This window comes from Pseudoalteromonas sp. K222D, assembly GCF_017653575.1.
Taxonomy (GTDB): domain Bacteria; phylum Pseudomonadota; class Gammaproteobacteria; order Enterobacterales; family Alteromonadaceae; genus Pseudoalteromonas; species Pseudoalteromonas nigrifaciens.
In genome coordinates, this window is sequence record NZ_JAGGDL010000054.1 from 1 (window position 1) to 17727 (window position 17727).

Genomic DNA, 17727 nt, shown 5'->3' on the forward strand with positions numbered 1-17727 from the left:
GGTCATCGCGTTCTAGCCTGTGGAGAGATTGACATTAGTCAGCTTGTTGAAGCAGGAACTTGCCTTATGAGTGATCACAAGGCCCCGATGGTTTTAAACTAATCGGAATCCCCCTCCTTTCCTGAACTTTTTCAGGCGCTTGGTGAGGTGGTGGAGGATGTCAATGTGTTAATTACTGTATGCATACGTTTTACTAATGGCCTGTTGCGATGGTGGCACATGTAAATATTTTCACTTATAGGGTTTGCCAAATAATGAGTTTGTATAAGTTTAGGCTTATTAAACGCACTTATTGCATGCGCAGGTAACACAGTAAAGCCCAGGCCTAAGCTTACCGGATCCAGTATTAAACTAATTTGATTAGAAAAACCGGTGTGTTTTATTTGCTCTAAATGTTCAAACTGCGGGTAGTTTTCGCTCAACAAAAGTTGCGCATGGTGTTTAGCGTCGGGGTGAGCAATAAAGCCAAGTTCACATAAAGCTTGCCATGTTGGGGTTTTAATATGTGCAGGGGTAACTAATAGTAACGGCTCTGTACCTATTTTATGGCTGGTTACTTCGCTAAGTGTGGGTGCTTGGGTTAAAAAACCAATGTCGGCATTATAGTTAGCTACAGCCTGCTCAACACTTATATTTGGCGCAAAGCGGTAGTCAATATTCAGCCCTTGGTGCTTTGTTTGCAAAGCTAATAACTGGCTATAAAACTGCAATCCACAACTACCAGGCGACTGTATTTTTACTTTACCGCTGTAAGGCGAGTCGTCTTTTAATTGCTGCTCTAAAAACTGCCACTCTTTAAGTAATAAACTGCCTTGTTGATATAGATTTTGCCCATGCACAGTAAGCGAAAACTGTTTGCCGTGTCTTTCTAGCAAAGCACAGTTAACGTGCTGCTCTAATTTTTTAATGTGTTGGCTTACACCCGACTGGGTCATGTGGAGGCGATCGGCTGTTTGCGTAAAGTGGTTTACCTCAACCAAAGTACAAAACGTATTTAACCATATGGGATTTATCATTACAAAATGTACTCAAAATGATGATTAATGATTATTTTACTTAATTTAACTGGCTTCGTAAACTAAACGCATTAACCAGTAACAAGATAAGCAGGAACATTATTATGAGTCATACCTATCCACGTAGTTTTTCGCATATTGGTATTTCGGTACCAAACGTTGAAAAAGCAGTAGAGTTTTATACCCAAGTTATGGGTTGGTACACTATTATGGAGCCAACCGAAATACTCGAAGACAAAAGCCCAATAGGCGAAATGTGTACTGAAGTGTTTGGTGAAAAATGGGAAAAATTTAAAATAGCGCACTTATCTACAGGCGATCGTATTGGTGTAGAAATTTTTGAATTTAAAAACCAAGAAAACCCAAAAGATAACTTTGAATATTGGAAAACCGGTATTTTTCATTTTTGTGTGCAAGACCCAGATGTTGAAGGCCTAGCAGAGCGTATTGTAGCAGCCGGTGGTAAAAAACGTATGGCCGAGCCACGTTACTACTACCCAGGTGAAAAACCATACCGCATGATCTACATGGAAGACCCGTTTGGTAATATCCTAGAAATATACAGCCACAGCTACGAACTTATTTATAGCGCCGGTGCATACTAAGTTAGTGTGTAGCTAGTATTAAAATATATAAAGGCTGCAGTAAGCTACTGCAGCTTTTTTATTGCCTAAAATTAAGTAGACACCCATAAAATTAAGTAGACACCCACACTTATTATCCGAATTTAGGATATTTGAACAAAGCCATTCTTAGTTGAATAATCATTGGTTTTAAAGTGGGTATTCAGATAGTTAGGTGTCTAGATAATTATTTCAGATAGAGAGTTAAGTAGACACCTACACTTATTATCAATATTTGAGTAAAACTATTCTTGGTTAAATAATCACTGGTTTTTAAAGTGGGTGTCTACTTAATTGGGTTTTAGTTGGTTGCCTTAGCTGCTTCATTTGGGGCAGTACTGTAAACGCCCTTTACAGTATAAAAATAAAGCATAGCCAGTTATTGAGCATCACGTTAATATGGACAAAAATAACACGATAAGAATTATAAAATGTTAAACAAAACCAATGCACTTATTTACTTTTTGGCCTTTAGTAGTGGCTTTAGTATTATGGGAATTGAGCTATTAGGTGGGCGTATTTTAGCGCCGTTTTTTGGTAGTAGCGTACATATTTGGGGCAGTATAATTACGGTATTTATGCTGAGCCTATCGTTTGGTTATTTACTTGGCGGTAAAATGTCAATTAAGCGCCCTAGCCTAGCCAAGTACGGGAGTATTTTTTTACTGGCAAGCATTATGGTGTTGCCCATTGCGTTATTTGCTAACCCGATAATGGAATTTATTTTTACTCACATTGAAGACAGCCGCTATGGCTCGTTACTCGCCTCTACGGCATTATTTTTTGTTCCTACTATTATATTAGGTATGATCTCCCCTTACTCGGTTCGGCTTTTAGTTACCGACAGCGAACACAGCGGCCAAGTTGCTGGCGGGTTATATTTTGTAAGTACCTTGGGCAGCGCACTAGGCACTATTATTACCTCATTTTATATGGTGCTCGCGTTTGACGTAAACGCCATAATAATTGGTTTTGCCTTAACTTTAGCGGTATTAGGCTTACTAGCCATACTGGTAAATAAACTATTTTTAGCGGAGCGTCGTTATGCATAAAAGCAATTTTTACATGGTTTTATATGTGCTGATGTTATTAAGCTTGTTGTTTTCACACTTAAGTGTGGCTAAAACAATACATAGCGAGCGCTCGCTTTATCGTAATATATTAGTGGAAGAAACCGGTAATTTACGCTGTTTAAAGTTTGATGAAAAATCTAGCCAAAGTAGTCAAAGTTGCATGTATATTAACGAGCCAAAAAAGTTAGTTTTTAATTACACTAAATTGGTGTTTTCAAGCTTGTTGCTAATAGAAGATCCTAAAAAAGTACTTATTATTGGTTTAGGCGGTGGCACTTTGTCTAACACCATTTCAGAGCTTTACCCTAAGGCAATAATCGAAAATATTGAAATAGATCCTGCGGTAATTAAAGTGGCCCGCGATTACTTTAATTTTAAAGAAAGTACTAAGGTAACGGCAAAAGTACAAGACGGTCGTATTTTTATAAAACGTGCGGCGCTTAAAAAACAGCAGTTTGATTGGATAATTTTAGATGCATTTAATGGCGACTACATTCCCGAGCATTTACTAACTAAAGAGTTTTTTGAAGAGTTAAAAAGTGTGCTTGCGAGTGACGGCGTTATTGCGGCCAATACGTTTTCATCGAGCAAACTGTACGAGCACGAGTCGGCCACTTATAACGCTGTTTTTGGCGACTTTATTAACGTTAGCCGAAAAAACCACAGTAATCGTATTATTTTAGCCGGCAATAAAAGTACCCTTACCCAAGCGCATATAAATAAACGCGTAAGTGAGTTAACCCCTCAGCTATTGCCTTACGGTGTAAATATTAAAGCTATTAGCCAAATGCTGCACTTTACAAAAAATAATCACGATTGGCCTGAAAATACAAAAGTCCTTACCGATCAATACTCCCCTGCTAACCTACTTAACTTTTAGCCTAGGCGTGTTTGGTATTTATGTGTGGTTATCGCCTTTTTATAGGAGTAACCACACTACACAGGCTCTGCCTTACTTAAAACCAAATATAACGCTGCAAATTAAATCTTAAAAGATCAACAACCCCTAGTGTTTTAGCGGCTAAACCTTTACTAAACCCTAGCTAAATATTTACTTAGCATGCTAACTAATGGTAAAGTGCTTAGCATGCTAAGTAGTTAGAGGTTGAAATGTCTAAACCGGTTCCTTTTCATGAAACACTCGATTTAACCTTGTGTGGCAGTATGGGTCGAGTGCATAGATTATGCCGAGAAGTTGTTACAGTTGCCGTTGAGCCGCTAGGCTTAACTCAATCGCGTTGGATTGCTTTGGTGCATATAAATATGCTGAAAGAGGGAGTAACTCAACAAGCGTTGGCGCATAGTTTAGGCATAGAAATGCCGTCGCTTACGCGTACCCTCAAGCAACTCGAAGAGCTTACTCTTATTACCCGTCAAGTTGATAAGCACGATAAGCGCAGTAAAAAAATTTATTTTACAGAGCAAGGCCGCAATATATTAAAGGCGGTAGAGGCACAGATCACTGATATTAAAAATCAGCTTTATAATGGACTAAACGATGAGCAGTTAGATGTAATGGCTCATGGTTTAATTAAAATGGAAGACAACGCAAAAAATTATATTAAATATCACAGTTCTAATAAGGTTAACAATGACACCTGATCAAAAATTTGCGCGCTATGTGAGGCTTTCACTCGTTGGATTCATTTTAGTGTTTTTATACTATGTTATAGCCGATATTTGGCTGCCAGTAACGCCACAAGCGCGTGTTTACCACCCAGTAGTACAAATCTCACCGCAAATAAGTGGCCGTGTTACTAAGGTGTTAGTTAGCAATAACCAACCGGTAAAGGCTGGTGATATATTGTTTGAGATAGATCAAAGTACTTACTTACTGGCTGTTGAACAAGCTAAACTAACCCTCGATGATGCCAAATTACAAAATAAACGCCTTGATACTAATGTTAAAGCGCTTGAGGCACAAATTAGTGCAGCTAAAGCAAAACAACATGAGCAAAGCTTATTAAAAAGTAGAGGCGAAAAGCTCTATAAGCAAAACTCTATATCGGAACAAGAGCTGGAGAGTATTCGGGCTAACTTTGCTGCAAGTAAATCAAACGTAGCGGCTTTTGAAGCGCAATTAGCCGAAGCTGTTTTAGCGCGTGGCACATCAGGGGAGGATAACTTAGCGCTGCGCCATGGAGCGAATCAGTTAGCGCAAGCTGAGCTTAACTTATCGTACACACAAGTACGTGCTTTAAGCGATGGTGTGGTTGCCAACTTGCAATTACTTGACGGTGCTTATGCTCTTAGTGGCCAACCTTTGTTAGCTATTGTGGCTAAAAAGGCTGATTTAGTAGCCGACTTTCGTGAAAAATCACTGCTTAATATGCACCCAGGTAGTTTAGCAAAAGTGGTTTTTGATAGCCGCCCCGGTGAAGTATACGACGCAAAAATTAGTACCTTTGAAGCGGGTGTAAGCGATGGCCAATTAAGTGCCAATGGCTTGCTAAGCACTACCGAAACCAGTAACCGTTGGGTACGCGACGCACAGCGCCAACGTATTCATTTGCAGTTATTAAAAAACGATCAAGCGCTAATTGCTAATATGCCTAGTGGCGCGCGTGCTACGGTGCAACTACTTCCTGAGTCAAAATTTGGACAATGGTTAGGCGCATCACAAATACGTTTTATTAGCTGGTTACATTATATTTATTAGTGGAGGCAAAATGAGTCAAAAAATTAGCCAGTCTCCACAACTTGACTCTAACGGCCTACGCCAAGCGCTGCGTATTGCCGGCGGATGCACGTTAGGGTTTGCTATTAGTAAATTAATGAACTGGCCAAATGGGATTTTTTTTACTGTTTACCCCATGTTGCTATTAGGTTTAGTGCCAACGTTAAATAAATCTGTGGTTAGGCAGTTTTTTGCCAGTGCCGCATTTAGCGCGCTTGTTGTGCTTATATTGCAGGGGTTATTTTCGCACTTGCCGGTACTTATGGTACTGATTGTATTTGCCTGCTTTTGTATTTTATTTTACCAAATGAGTAGCGGAAGTGGCTTTTTATTTGGTGCCTTAGGTGCGGTTAGTTTATCGATTCAATTACACTTTGCCAGCTATGTAACTGGTAGTAGCAGTATTTATCCGCTTATTTTAAGTAACGGTATAGCCATTATTTTAACTGTAGTAATTGCAGCATTGATGCATGGTTTATTTCCCGATGTTACTGCGCGCCCTGGGCGTGCAGTGCCAACAAAAGATAAAGCAAGTATTCGTCACGAAGTGCTGTTGTGCTCAAGCGTGGCTTCGTTATCGTTTATTGTTTTTCAGGCACTGGATTTACAAGACTCTATTTCGGCGCAGGCGGCATCTATTTTAATTTTATTTTCGTTATGTTGGAAAGCCGCAGGCATAGCCAGTTGGCAGCGTATAATTGGCACGCTTATAGGCTGTAATGCCGCACTTTTGTCGCAGCTATTTTTATACACCCATACCGACTTTTTACTGTTTCCTGTTATTGTGTTGTGGATTTTATCGTTTATATTTAGTCGTTTTCATATTTTAGGTGGGGGGCCGCCGGGCATTGGCTTTGGTGTTTTAACCACGTTTGGTATTTTATTTGGGCAGTCGTTAGCCCCGGGGCAAGACTTGATTTACAGTGCGCTGTATAGGTTTAGCTCTGTGACAGTGGCTGTTGTTATTAGCTTAAGTGCGGTGTATGCGATGCATAGATTATTAAATAAATTTAATACTACACGCCATCATACCTACGATTAGCGTTAACATCGATGCTGATTTTGGGTTACAAGCGCTGAGCTTGCAGCCCACTTCCCTTTCTTCTTTAAAGCGCAGCGCCTCATCCCTTTTTTGTGAATAATTTACTTAATGGGCTATTACACAAAAAACAGACGCATATAAAATAGATATCAGAAAAAGAAGAAGTCTTATATCAAGAAAATATTCGGGCTTCGCCCGCGCGTCAGCAAGCTTAACGCCTACGTGTACTAGGAATAGGCTCGTCGCCCAATACTCGTAATCCGAAGCTCAACGCCTTACTTTTAAAGCTTAATATTGCCGCGTAACGCTTTGGTTTGGCCGTGTTTGGTTTTTTTATCCATGCGTTTACGCTGCGAATTACGGCTCGGTTTAGTGGCTCTGCGGGCTTTATTTACTTTAGTTGCGCTAATAATTAGATCTTTTAAGCGTTTAAATGCATCTTCGCGATTAAGCTCTTGTGTGCGGTGGCTTTGCGCTTTTATTATTAATACGCCGTCTTTGGTTATGCGGCTGTCGTTTAGTGCAAGTAAACGTTCTTTATAAAAGTCGGGTAATTTAGAGCGGTTAATATCAAAACGAAGATGGATAGCGCTGGCTACTTTATTAACGTTTTGTCCACCGGCACCTTGCGAGCGAACTGCGGTTAATTCGACTTCCCATTCATCAATGGTCACGGTATTTGAAATAGTTAACATTAGACTCAGCTAGTTTTTATAAAAATCTAGTATACCATTTGTAATTAACTATACCCAAATCAAGGTAAGCAGCTATTAATTGGCGTAAATTTAACCCTTAACGGTTAAGCAGCCCTTTAGGTTGTAACCTAAAGGCGCGGGAGTATATACTCAGTTATCTTGTGTTTATTTTAGTGTTTTATGTCTTTATCTACTTTTGCCCCAGTAACCACGATTGATGATCAAAAAAAGCTTTGTGTTTTATTAAGTTTACTTTTAAGTTCTTCATCTTACAGCTACCAAAATTCGCCTCAGCTATTTTCTAAACTGCTATTTAATCATTTTATAAACGGGTATTCGTTTTCACTCGCCGAAGTAAAAAAAATTACCCGCGAGTTAGAAGAACAATCACTGGTTTGGGAGCAACCGTTTAGGCAAAATCATAAACTTTCTATTGATGCCATCGTATATGCAATTGTAAGTTTGTTAGAGTACTGCCCTGGCTTAATTAAAAACTTTTTAACGCAAATAACCACTATATACCGCTTTAACGACAGTGCTTTAATGTTTATGTTTGAACTATTTAATAGCATTGAAAAAAGTGAAGGCTCACCGTTAGCGTCATCTGCAGAGCCTGAAATTGATCATCACTTTATTAATTTACTAGCACAATCAAAATACAGTAAGCAGCTTTGGTTAGCTTTACCCGCGCAGTGGCAACAAATATGTTTAGAGCATTTTATTCGCGGTGAGTTTTTTAATCTAACAGCTGAGCATTCATGGCCATCAATAGTAAAAAGTACTGCAACTGCTATTGAGCCAAGTAAGCGAATTTATTTAAACGAAAGCTTAGCTACGCTGCTGCAACAACCTGACTATAATGAACTACTCATTGATAAGTCGCACAGTAACTTAGCAATATTTAGTCAGGCTAATAGCCTTGCCATTGACGGCACTCATTTAGAATTAGCGCTGCAACAATTTAAAACGGGGTTAACGCTTTATCGTAAAACCTTTGTTAAGGGTAGCTATCCGTGTGAAATAAGCGGTTTACTGTATATGGTGTGTTTATATGCCAGTGGTACAGAAGCTGATTTAAAACAGCTAAAAACACATAAAAATTGGTATAACAAACAACTCGGCGAGCTCAGTAGTACAACGCAAGCCATTGAGTTTTTGTTACTAGCACCCGAACAAGTAATAAGTTTTGAGCAGCGCTTACTACACGATACGATTGCAAACCTACAGGCAAACCCAAACGCACTAGCGCCTCTTTTTTGCCTATTACTGGCGTTAATAAAGCACGGTAGCGAAGAGCAAATTAATACCCTTAGAGACAACAGTAAACTGCTGAGCCAATTAATTCATTCAAGCCAACAGCATCAGCACTGGCTAGGTGAGCAATGCACGCATTTAGCAAATTGGCTAACGCACGATACGCCATTGCCAGATACCGGTTTATTACAGCATTTTAAACGCGTGCCACAATGGCAGCGTTGGTTAAATGAAATAAGCAAAATAGACACTCCAGCGCAAAATGAGCGCCTAGTTTGGCAGCTCGACCTTACCCATTTAGACCTGCCAATTATTCAAGCTAAAGTGCAAAAACACAACAGCAAAGGCGAATGGACTAAAGGCCGTAAAGTAAATATTTATGATCTTGACGATGATCAATACCGACATTTACTTAGCCCAGCCGATCATAATTTAGTGCAAGTAATTAGTAATCATGCGGGCTTTGGTTACAGTGAAGTACAAGCAACCAGCGCAGTGTTGCAAGCGCTAATTAACTTCAAAGGGCTTGAGGATATTAAAGGTAACTTAGTTACGCTTAACAAAGGTGAGTTTATAATTGAAATTGGGCAAAATATTAACGACTGTTACCAATTAATTATACAGCCTAAAATTACCGACATAGACGGCGACTTTTTACTTACCCACAGCCACGCTAATAGTTACCAAGTATTTGTAGTAGACGACAAACAACACAAACTAAATAGCCTGCTTGCTCAGCAACCTAATAACTTAACAGAAGAAAAACTGCCACAACTTAATGCGGCATTAGAGGCCTTGTCGGAGGATCATTATATTAGCAGTAGCCGCAGCGAGTTTTCTGCGGTTAATAACGTGCGCCAAGGGCTTGTTGATTTAGCCGCAGTAATTAAGTTAACCCCAATGGGTATAGACGTTAACTTTTATACTATGCCATTTGGTGTTGACGGCCCATGGGTTGAGCCCGCAATAGGCGCAATAACCTTAGCCTATAGCGATAACGAGCAAGCCGATAACAGCGTTGTAAAACGTGATTTAAAAGCAGAAAAACGCGCTTTAAAAAATCTACTTAGTAATTTAGCTGGCGTATTTGCCGATCAAGAGCATCCGCAGTATAACAGCGCGCATCAGCAGTTTTATTTACCAGAAGATATTAGCCAAGCCATAATACAATTAGAAGCCGCGCAAAAAGACAACGCACTAGTATTAAGTTGGGATGAAAACGCCCAAGGTATGAAGGTTGCCAATAGTAAGCACCTTTCTCTTAATTTAAATGATGATAACGATTGGCTCAGTGTTAGTGGTAAATTATCGCTCCCCGATGGTCAAATTATTGCTTTGCAAACACTCCTTAAAGCCCCGCGTCGTGGCAGTATTATAGAGTTTGACGAAAATAACTCGTTATTATTAGATCAGCGCCTAACTAACTTATTAAATCGCTTAGAGGGCATGCAAAGTAAAACTAAAAACGCCCCCGACGATCAACTTCGTATTGCTAATGCGCGCGCTCTTCCTTTGTATCACAGTGCTGCAGAATTGAGTGATGTTAGCTTTGGTGCAAACTGGCAACAGCGCTTAGCTAAATTTGAGCGCCCAAGTGAACCTGTATTACCCGCGCATTTAGTTAATATATTACGCGACTACCAAGTGGTTGGCGTAAAATGGTTAATGCAACTGGCTAACTGGGGGTTAAATGCCTGTTTAGCCGATGATATGGGCTTAGGTAAAACGCTACAAACACTCAACGTATTACAAATGCGCAGTGCTTTAGGTGCCAGCTTAGTTATAGCGCCAAAATCGGTATGTCATAACTGGCAGGTAGAGGCTGCGCGATTTACCCCTACCCTCAATATTAAAACTATTGATAATGCAGCCGCAACTGATGAGGTGCTAGCCGGTGCTACCGCTAATGACCTAGTAATTGTTAGTTATGGCTTATTACCTTTAATAGGGGATCAATTAGCTGCGTACGAATTTGCCAATATTGTACTAGACGAAGCACAAGCCATTAAAAATCCATTAAGCCTTCGCGCTAAAGCTGCTTTTGCACTTAATGGCCAGTTTAAAGTTGCGCTTTCGGGCACACCTATCGAAAATCATTTAGGTGAACTGTGGAGCTTATTTAACTTTTTAATGCCGGGTTTTTTACATTCATTAGCTGAGTTTAAAAAGCGCTTTGGTAATGCCGATAAAAATCAGCAGCAGGCTGATACGTTAAAAACATTAATTGCGCCGTTTATTTTACGCCGTAATAAAAAAACGGTACTTACCGAGTTACCCGATAAAACCGAAATAAACCTTACTTTTGCGCTCAGCGATAAAGAGCAAGCCCTTTACGAAGCCACTCGCTTAAACGCGCTTGAGCAAGCCAGCCAAGAAGACAGCCAATACATTACTATATTGGCGTCATTAACTAAATTGCGCCGTGCGTGTATTGCTCCGCAGTTATTAATTGAAAACAGTAAGTTACCTTCAAGCAAACTCGACACCGCCGAAGCAATAATTGAAGAATTACTTGAAAATGATCACCAAGCACTTATTTTTAGCCAGTTTGTTGATGTACTTAAATTAGTTGAACAGCGACTAAAAAAACGCGGTATAGCATATTGTTACCTTGATGGCAGCATGAGCAGCAATAAACGCAAGCAACAGGTTGATAAGTTTCAGGCAGGTGAGGCGCCTTTATTTTTAATTAGTTTAAAAGCTGGCGGCACCGGGCTTAATTTAACTGCCGCCGACTATGTGCTGCACTTAGATCCTTGGTGGAACCCCGCGGTTGAGCAGCAAGCCTCCGACAGAGCGCACCGCTTAGGGCAAACACGCCCTGTAACCGTGTATCGTTTAATTGCGCAAAACACCATAGAAGAAAAAATACTGCAACTGCATGAGCACAAACAAGCCCTTGCCGACAAAGTACTTAGCGGCAGCAGCAACACCGGGCAATTATCAAAAGATCAGTTATTGTCTTTGTTGCAAAATCAGTAAAAATAAAGCGTTTAGTACTAAGTGCGATTTAAAGTCGCACTTACAATAAACTTTAAACACAGCCATAGGTTTACTCGAAGTTGCTAAGCTTGCAGGCGCGATATTTTCAACGAAAATATAATTATTTAAATGTTTGTATTAGGTGTGCGCGGCAACAAGCTACTTGCCTACAATAATACCTCTGCTACGCGTTTTTTTAACTCTGGCAGTACCTCCTGTTCTAACCAAGGATTCTTTTTAAGCCAAATATTATTACGCGGGCTGGGGTGTGGTAGTACTAAATGGCTTGGCCAATAGTCACGCCACGATTTTACTAACTCAGTAAGCGGTAGCTTTTTAGTGTCGGGTAAATGATAAGCCTGAGCATACTTACCTAGCACAATAGTGAGCTGTAAATTAGGCAAGGCGGCTAAAAGCTGCGCGCGCCAAGCTGGGGCACATTCTTTACGTGGTGGTAAATCGCCCGGCTTGCCTTTACCCGGATAGCAAAACCCCATAGGTAAAATTGCAATGTTATTGGCATCATAAAACAGATCGTTAGTAAGCCCTAACCACTGCCTTAGGCGTTCACCGCTTTGATCGTTAAACGGTATACCGCTTTGGTGTACTTTTATACCGGGCGCTTGGCCTGCAATTAATATTCGGGCGTTAGGGTTAAATTGTATAACGGGGCGCGCTCCTAACGGTAATTGCGGCTCGCAGATCACGCATTTACTAACTTGAGCTACTAATTCATTCAATTCTATCTTTTTTGACTGTTTTTCACTCAAATTTAGGCCTCTATTCGTTATTTGTGGTATTGAGTTGATAAAAAATCGGTTTATTTTAGCGTGCCTAACTACTAGTTAGTATAATAGTGATCTATTACTGGTTATGCACTTAACCTGTTATATAACCTAGTGTTTTTCAGCCCATACTGCAAACTCATTACCGCTTGGCTCGGTAAAATGAAACCTACAACCGCCAGGAAATTCAAAAATAGGTTTAATTACTTTACCGCCGTATAAGGTTACTTTTCTTTGTGTTGCATGAATATCGCTGCTGTAAAAAACCAATAGCGCCCCACCCTCTTCAGTACTCGATTTTAACGGCGATTGGTAAAACCCACCATTAAGCTCTTGCCCGCTAAAAGCCGTGTAGTCTGGGCCGTAGTCGGTAAATTGCCAATTAAAAACTTGGCTAAAAAACGCTTTAGTTGCGGTTAAATTAGCGGCTGGAAACTCTACATAGTTTAGCTTTTCGTGATTATTCATCATTATTCTACTTACTATTTTTAAAGGGTAAATTAACCATAAACCTAAGTTAACTACCAAGCAAGGCGCTTAAGCGTATTTGGGATCAATATTATACTAAGTTAAAGTTAATTTACGCATGCAAATAGGAATCACTATCTTTTGCATTCATAAACTATATAATAGCACTTTTATTTTTCGCCATATTTAAGGGATTGACTCATTATGCAGGCTTCATCACTTAGTTTAGGGTCAACTAAGCTGCTTTTATTAAAGCCGCTTTTGATATTTCAGCACATAAGCCATTTTAGTTATGCTTTTAAAGTGTGTTTACGCTTTTTAATTGCCATTGTCGGTGGCTACTTTTTTACTGCGGTGAGCTGTTCGCTACTGAGCGCTATTTTGCCACTAAATAAAGCGGATGCAGTTTTGATGAGCGTGTCGTTAAGTATTTTAATTTATACGCTGGTATTTATTTACGCTTTTTATGTTAAGTCATTAAAAACAGTATGGATCAGTATTTTACTAGCTACTGCAGCACAATTAAGTTTATTAGCACTAATAAAGGGTTGGGTATGAAGGATAGTTTTTTTCGTTCAATGACCTGGTTACATACCTGGGTTGGGCTATTAGTGTGTTGGTTACTTTATTTGATCTTTTTTTCTGGTACGTTGAGCTTTTTTAGAGACGAAATGAGTTTATGGAATCAGCCCGAAATTCATAATATTCAAGCACAAACTGATCGTATAAGTGCCCAAAAACAGCAAATAATTACAGGTTTTGATTACCTAAACGCTCAAGCAAGCAATGCTCCAAATTGGCGTATAACACTTCCTGAACAACGCGTACCTTACTTAACCTACGGCTTTGCAAAACCTAAAGAGCCGGGCCAGCGTAGAAGTAAATTTGAAGACACGCAATTAGATCCAAATACTATGCAGCCGCTTGCATCTTTTAGAGAAACCAAAGGCGGTAACTTTTTTTATCGCCTGCATTTTGATTTACATTACATAGATGTTATTACAGCGCGCTGGATTGTGTGTTTTGCAAGTTTATTTATGCTGATTGCCATTGTGTCGGGGGTGGTGATCCACAAGCGTATTTTTAAAGATATGTTTACCTTTAGGCGCAATAAAGGCAGCCGTACATGGCTCGACGCTCATAATATAAGCTCAGTATTAGCCCTGCCCTTTCATTTAATGATTACCTACACTGGGTTAATTACCTTAATCTTTATGCTGTTTCCTTACCCGGCAGAAACTAGTTACGACAAAGGTATGCGAGACTTTTTTAATGATGTTACCCCGCGTAATAATGTAACTGACAAAGCGCAGGGTGCAGCGCCTATGGTAAAAGTAAATAGCATTTTAGATCAACTTTATACTAAGTGGCCAAATGCTGATATTCGCCGTGTACAGGTAAGTAATCCTAATATGGCAGCATCAACTATCACTGTACTAGTTAGCCCACAAAAAGCATTTCGTGACCAAACGCCGCGGTTAATATTTAGTGGCGCCACAGGGGAGTTAGTAGCCCAAACCGATGAAGAACTAAGTGCAGGTAAAGCGCTTTATGAATCGTTAAACTCAATGCATACCGGGCGCTTAGCCGAACCCTTACTACGTTGGCTCTACTTTTTAGGAGGTATTGCGGGTTGTGTAATGATTGCCTCTGGCTGCATTATGTGGGCAAAACGCTTACGTGAGCGAATGAAAAAAAATGCTCACCCATCGTTTGGCTTAAAATTAGTAGAAGGATTAAACCTAGCTACTTTAATGGGGCTTCCTTTAGCTACCTGTGCGTTTTTTATTGCTAATAGAGTACTTAGCCTACAAGTTGCCGGGCGTGCTGATAAAGAAGTGTTGGCGTTCTTTTTAACCTGGCTTGTGGTGGCTATTGTAGCGCTTATAAAGCGTGATAGAGTGCAATGGCGAGTTATGGCGGCAATAAATGGTCTAGCCTGTTTAGCAGTGCCTGTAATTAATGCGCTAACAACTAACGGTAATATAGTTAGTTATTTAATAAATAAACAGTGGGCGTTATTCACCTTTGATGCGCTGTTTATACTCTCAGGCATATTGTTTTTTATACAAACCGAAAAATTACGTACTGCCAAGCCAACTACAAAAGCGATAAAAAAAAATACTAGTTCTGACTTAAAAGGACAAAAAGCATGATGGAGTTATTACAATTTAGCCTCTGTTTGCTGGCTTTTAACGCGTTTGCGTTGGCTAAATTTAATCATTTTAAAGATATTTTTAAAAAACGGCCGACTAATTTACAAAGAAAATACCTCCTAGTTACCGCTTGGATCAGTATTTTACTAAGTCTGCTCCTTTGTGTGAATGATCAAGGCGGGTATGGTGCGTTGCTTTTTTGTGGTTATATGTCGCTAAGTGCTTTAATTATAATGGTTTTTTATAATTTTATAACTCAGCTTGTTAAAGTTTTTAGTGTGTTAAATTTGGTTGTAACAGCCTTAACTACTCTACTTTTAGTATTAAACTAGGCTAAGTTAGTAAAATACTGATCTGCTAATGTAGTTTTAAATAAGTAGTAAATAACTAAAATGGTAAGCTCATTGCTTGCCATTTTAGTTATTGCGAGCATTAAGTTTAAATAGTTATTACAATTGTTCTAGCGGTAAGTATTTACGGTAAACCCCCTTTACATTTATTTTTGCTTAACCCAAATAATTTGCTCAGTTGCAAAGCCTAAGTCTTTAACTGTTTTTAAAAAGTGCTCTTTTAACTCATCGCCTACCTGTGGCGTACGTGATAAAAACCATAAGTAATCTTTGTTATAACTCGTTATAAATGCATATTGGTAATCAGCTTGCTCAAGTTCAAAAATAACGTAAGCCCCATAAAATGGACCAAAAAACGATACTTTAAAATGTCCTATGTCAGAATCCCCCACAAATTTTGCAAGGCCTTGAGCATTCTTCCATTGTTGTTCTTTAGTAATATAGCCCTTATTAATTACCTTTACAGTGCCATCGTCATTAATAGTATAGTTAGCAGTAACCTGCTCCATACCCTCTTCGAACGAATGATTTAGCCGTGCTATTTCGTACCATTTACCTTGATATTTTTGTAAGTCAAAGTTTTTAACCGCAGTGATCCCTTCTGGCGGACTAGTACATGCACTGAGTGAAAATAGTGTAATGGTGAGTAAAAAATATTTTATTTTGTTCATTTAAGCTCCTTTTTGAATGGTTATTAATATTACGTAATAGCTATAATAAAGTTTGCTAGCCGATTAAAAAAAATTGCTATAGGATCAATTAAATACTAGAGCAATTTAAAGATTTAATCATGAAAATTTGGGTAGATGCAGACGCGTGTCCAGTGGTTATCAAAGAAATACTTTTTAGGGCCGCTGAGCGCACACAAACCGAAACCATATTAGTGGCTAATCATGCCATGCGTATCCCGCCATCAAAATATATTAGCCGCCTACAAGTGTCTTCGGGTTTTGATGTTGCTGATGACGAAATAGTAAAACGTATTGCTAAAGGTGACTTAGTGATCACCGGCGATATTCCACTGGCCAGTGAAGTAATAGACAACGGCGGGCAAGCACTCAATCCGCGTGGCGAGCTTTATACTACTGAGAATATTCGCTCAATACTTAATGTACGCGACTTTATGGATACCATGCGCTCGAGCGGCGTAGAAATGAGTGGCGGGCCGCCGCCGCTTAGCCAAACCGATCGCCAAAACTTTGCTAATAATCTCGATCGTATTTTAGCGCAAAATAAGGCAGGCTAATTTGAGCAAGCAGTTAATTGGTTTAGGTGACGAGCAATTTAACGTGGCGGTGTATGTAGCAAAGGCCCCGCCAATGCCCTACTTCGAAACGCTCAACAGCCTAGAGCCCGTTATTAATGAGCAAATAAATACTATAAATCAACATTGCGGTAATGGTTGGCGTAAAGTATTTAACGTATACGCTAAAGTATTGTTTGCCCTGCCTAGTGAGCATTACTCATTTGCAAAACAAGCGCCTACTTGGCAGCAATATCGCGATGAATTTTTACTTCAAAAAAACAGTAAAACCGCCCTACTGTTTAGCGCGCCTAATCTTACTATTACTTCTGCAGATAAAGCTTCTAGCAATAAAAACCAACTGCACATAATTGCCGGGCGCACCCACGCTAAAAATTTACTCCAACACGGTAAATTACAAACGCAGTTTGATTGGCTCGATGACGAGTTTGCAATAGACGCTATTAATAATATTATTGTGTGCCCGTATTTTGATTACAGACAACTAAGCAATATAAAAATTGCACGATTGAGCGAGCTTGTCGCGCAACTAAAAGTCACTAAATAACACATTGTAAGGAACGACCATGGCCGGAATTTTAGAGTTAAACGAATTATTAAAATCAATGCAGCCTGTGCTTAAACAAGGTGAGTACATATTTTGCTGTTTGGCAGGCTCACTTGCCGATTATGTTCATTTAAACCCACTTGCTACTTACGTTGAAGAAGAAGGGCTAACCCTTATTTTGAAGGCTGAAACTGCCGATAAAGCAGGAATTACTTACGAGGGAAAATATAGTTTAATTACTCTTAACGTACATTCCAGCCTTGAGGCTGTAGGCTTAACAGCGGCAGTATCTGCCAAACTGACAGAGCATGGCATTAGCGCTAATGTGGTAGCTGCGTTTTATCATGACCATATTTTTGTACAAACAGATAAAGCACAAGCAGCGTTAAATGCGCTGAAAGAGATTGGTTAGACTAGCTTGGTTTAAATGTTAAATGAGAGCTATTTTAAGTTGATATACAATGATCTGAGTGATGGTGGCATTCGCTCTTCGGGTGGCGCTTAGCTTAACCGACCTGCGTTTTGTAACTTTCTTATGTTAAAGCTTTTAAAAGCGACGCTAAAAATTCTTTAAGATGACACCCATCCTAATATTTGCAATATCAGCATGATTAACTAAGCTCTGGCTAGAATTCTTTAAACAGACACCCACCCTAATATTTGTAATATCAGTGTAATTAACTATGCTCTTTTTAGTGCAATAATTAAGCAGGGTGTCACATGGCTATCGCAAGAAAACGTCAGGTTAGTTTGGTCGATACAAAATACTATCACTGTATTTCGCGCTGTGTACGC

The 17727-nt window shown here is 39.5% G+C and carries 18 protein-coding genes and 1 pseudogene; 14 read left to right on the forward strand and 5 right to left on the reverse strand.

The genetic code is table 11. The annotated features are described in order from the left end of the window. Positions 1–131: 131 nt before the first annotated feature. On the reverse strand, positions 132–1016 hold the full coding sequence (locus tag J5X91_RS16755; protein ID WP_208835266.1) for a LysR family transcriptional regulator: 885 nt from the start codon (positions 1014–1016) through the stop codon (positions 132–134). Between the two features lie 104 nt (positions 1017–1120). Between J5X91_RS16755 and J5X91_RS16760 the strand changes: the two genes are divergently transcribed. From J5X91_RS16760 to J5X91_RS16785, 6 genes are all read left to right on the forward strand, one after another. Beyond that, positions 1121–1621, forward strand: coding sequence for a lactoylglutathione lyase family protein (locus J5X91_RS16760; RefSeq protein WP_011329672.1), 501 nt, complete (start codon positions 1121–1123; stop codon positions 1619–1621). A 449-nt stretch (positions 1622–2070) separates the two neighbouring features. Continuing rightward, positions 2071–2691, forward strand: coding sequence for a fused MFS/spermidine synthase (locus J5X91_RS16765; protein WP_011329676.1), 621 nt, complete (start codon positions 2071–2073; stop codon positions 2689–2691). A gap of 13 nt (positions 2692–2704) precedes the next feature. Further along, positions 2705–3592, forward strand: coding sequence for a fused MFS/spermidine synthase (locus J5X91_RS16770; RefSeq protein ID WP_208835269.1), 888 nt, complete (start codon positions 2705–2707; stop codon positions 3590–3592). Between the two features lie 230 nt (positions 3593–3822). Further along, a complete protein-coding gene (locus J5X91_RS16775) occupies positions 3823–4314 on the forward strand; it encodes a MarR family transcriptional regulator (RefSeq protein WP_011329678.1) in 492 nt (163 codons plus the stop codon). After that, positions 4304–5371, forward strand: coding sequence for an HlyD family secretion protein (locus J5X91_RS16780; RefSeq protein ID WP_179807978.1), 1068 nt, complete (start codon positions 4304–4306; stop codon positions 5369–5371). The genes J5X91_RS16775 and J5X91_RS16780 overlap by 11 nt, the downstream gene beginning before the upstream one ends. Before the next feature lie 10 nt (positions 5372–5381). Continuing rightward, positions 5382–6431, forward strand: coding sequence for a DUF2955 domain-containing protein (locus tag J5X91_RS16785; RefSeq protein WP_179807977.1), 1050 nt, complete (start codon positions 5382–5384; stop codon positions 6429–6431). 281 nt (positions 6432–6712) lie between these two features. Here J5X91_RS16785 and arfB read toward each other — a convergent pair whose 3' ends face one another. Beyond that, a complete protein-coding gene (gene arfB, locus J5X91_RS16790) occupies positions 6713–7126 on the reverse strand; it encodes an alternative ribosome rescue aminoacyl-tRNA hydrolase ArfB (RefSeq protein ID WP_011329681.1) in 414 nt (137 codons plus the stop codon). A gap of 180 nt (positions 7127–7306) precedes the next feature. Here arfB and J5X91_RS16795 point away from each other — a divergent pair, with 180 nt between their 5' ends. Continuing rightward, complete coding sequence (locus tag J5X91_RS16795) at positions 7307–11362, forward strand: DEAD/DEAH box helicase (RefSeq protein WP_208835267.1); 4056 nt, start codon at positions 7307–7309, stop codon at positions 11360–11362. Between the two features lie 167 nt (positions 11363–11529). Here J5X91_RS16795 and J5X91_RS16800 read toward each other — a convergent pair whose 3' ends face one another. After that, the gene (locus tag J5X91_RS16800) at positions 11530–12108 is read right to left on the reverse strand and encodes a uracil-DNA glycosylase family protein (RefSeq protein WP_208835270.1); all 579 of its coding nucleotides are present in this window, start codon (positions 12106–12108) and stop codon (positions 11530–11532) included. Between the two features lie 150 nt (positions 12109–12258). Continuing rightward, the gene (locus J5X91_RS16805; RefSeq protein WP_011329684.1) at positions 12259–12615 is read right to left on the reverse strand and encodes a VOC family protein; all 357 of its coding nucleotides are present in this window, start codon (positions 12613–12615) and stop codon (positions 12259–12261) included. A gap of 204 nt (positions 12616–12819) precedes the next feature. Here J5X91_RS16805 and J5X91_RS16810 point away from each other — a divergent pair, with 204 nt between their 5' ends. The 3 genes from J5X91_RS16810 to J5X91_RS16820 are packed head-to-tail and all read left to right on the forward strand — an operon-like array spanning position 12820 to position 15103. Beyond that, positions 12820–13173, forward strand: a complete 354-nt coding sequence (locus J5X91_RS16810) for a hypothetical protein (RefSeq protein ID WP_086997219.1) — start codon at positions 12820–12822, stop codon at positions 13171–13173. Then, positions 13170–14771, forward strand: coding sequence for a PepSY-associated TM helix domain-containing protein (locus J5X91_RS16815; protein WP_182684561.1), 1602 nt, complete (start codon positions 13170–13172; stop codon positions 14769–14771). Before J5X91_RS16810 ends, J5X91_RS16815 begins: the two co-directional genes overlap by 4 nt. Beyond that, entirely contained in the window at positions 14768–15103 is a 336-nt protein-coding gene (locus tag J5X91_RS16820; RefSeq protein WP_086997225.1) for a DUF3325 domain-containing protein, read from the forward strand. Before J5X91_RS16815 ends, J5X91_RS16820 begins: the two co-directional genes overlap by 4 nt. A gap of 164 nt (positions 15104–15267) precedes the next feature. Here the strand turns inward: J5X91_RS16820 and J5X91_RS16825 are convergent, their stop codons facing one another. Further along, positions 15268–15792: a lipocalin family protein gene (locus tag J5X91_RS16825; protein WP_089369018.1), complete on the reverse strand. Its 525-nt coding sequence runs from the start codon at positions 15790–15792 to the stop codon at positions 15268–15270. 119 nt (positions 15793–15911) lie between these two features. On the opposite strand from J5X91_RS16825, the gene J5X91_RS16830 reads away from it, so the two are divergent. From J5X91_RS16830 to J5X91_RS16845, 4 genes and pseudogenes are all read left to right on the forward strand, one after another. Further along, a complete protein-coding gene (locus J5X91_RS16830; protein WP_011329688.1) occupies positions 15912–16367 on the forward strand; it encodes a YaiI/YqxD family protein in 456 nt (151 codons plus the stop codon). Position 16368: 1 nt separating this feature from the next. Then, complete coding sequence (locus tag J5X91_RS16835; protein ID WP_197183053.1) at positions 16369–16932, forward strand: hypothetical protein; 564 nt, start codon at positions 16369–16371, stop codon at positions 16930–16932. A 19-nt stretch (positions 16933–16951) separates the two neighbouring features. Continuing rightward, positions 16952–17344 carry an ACT domain-containing protein gene (locus tag J5X91_RS16840; RefSeq protein WP_208835268.1) on the forward strand — a complete coding sequence of 131 codons (393 nt, stop codon included), beginning with the start codon at positions 16952–16954 and terminating at the stop codon, positions 17342–17344. Positions 17345–17652: 308 nt separating this feature from the next. Continuing rightward, positions 17653–17727 (forward strand): annotated as a pseudogene (locus J5X91_RS16845) (Mobile element protein); the annotation flags it as partial.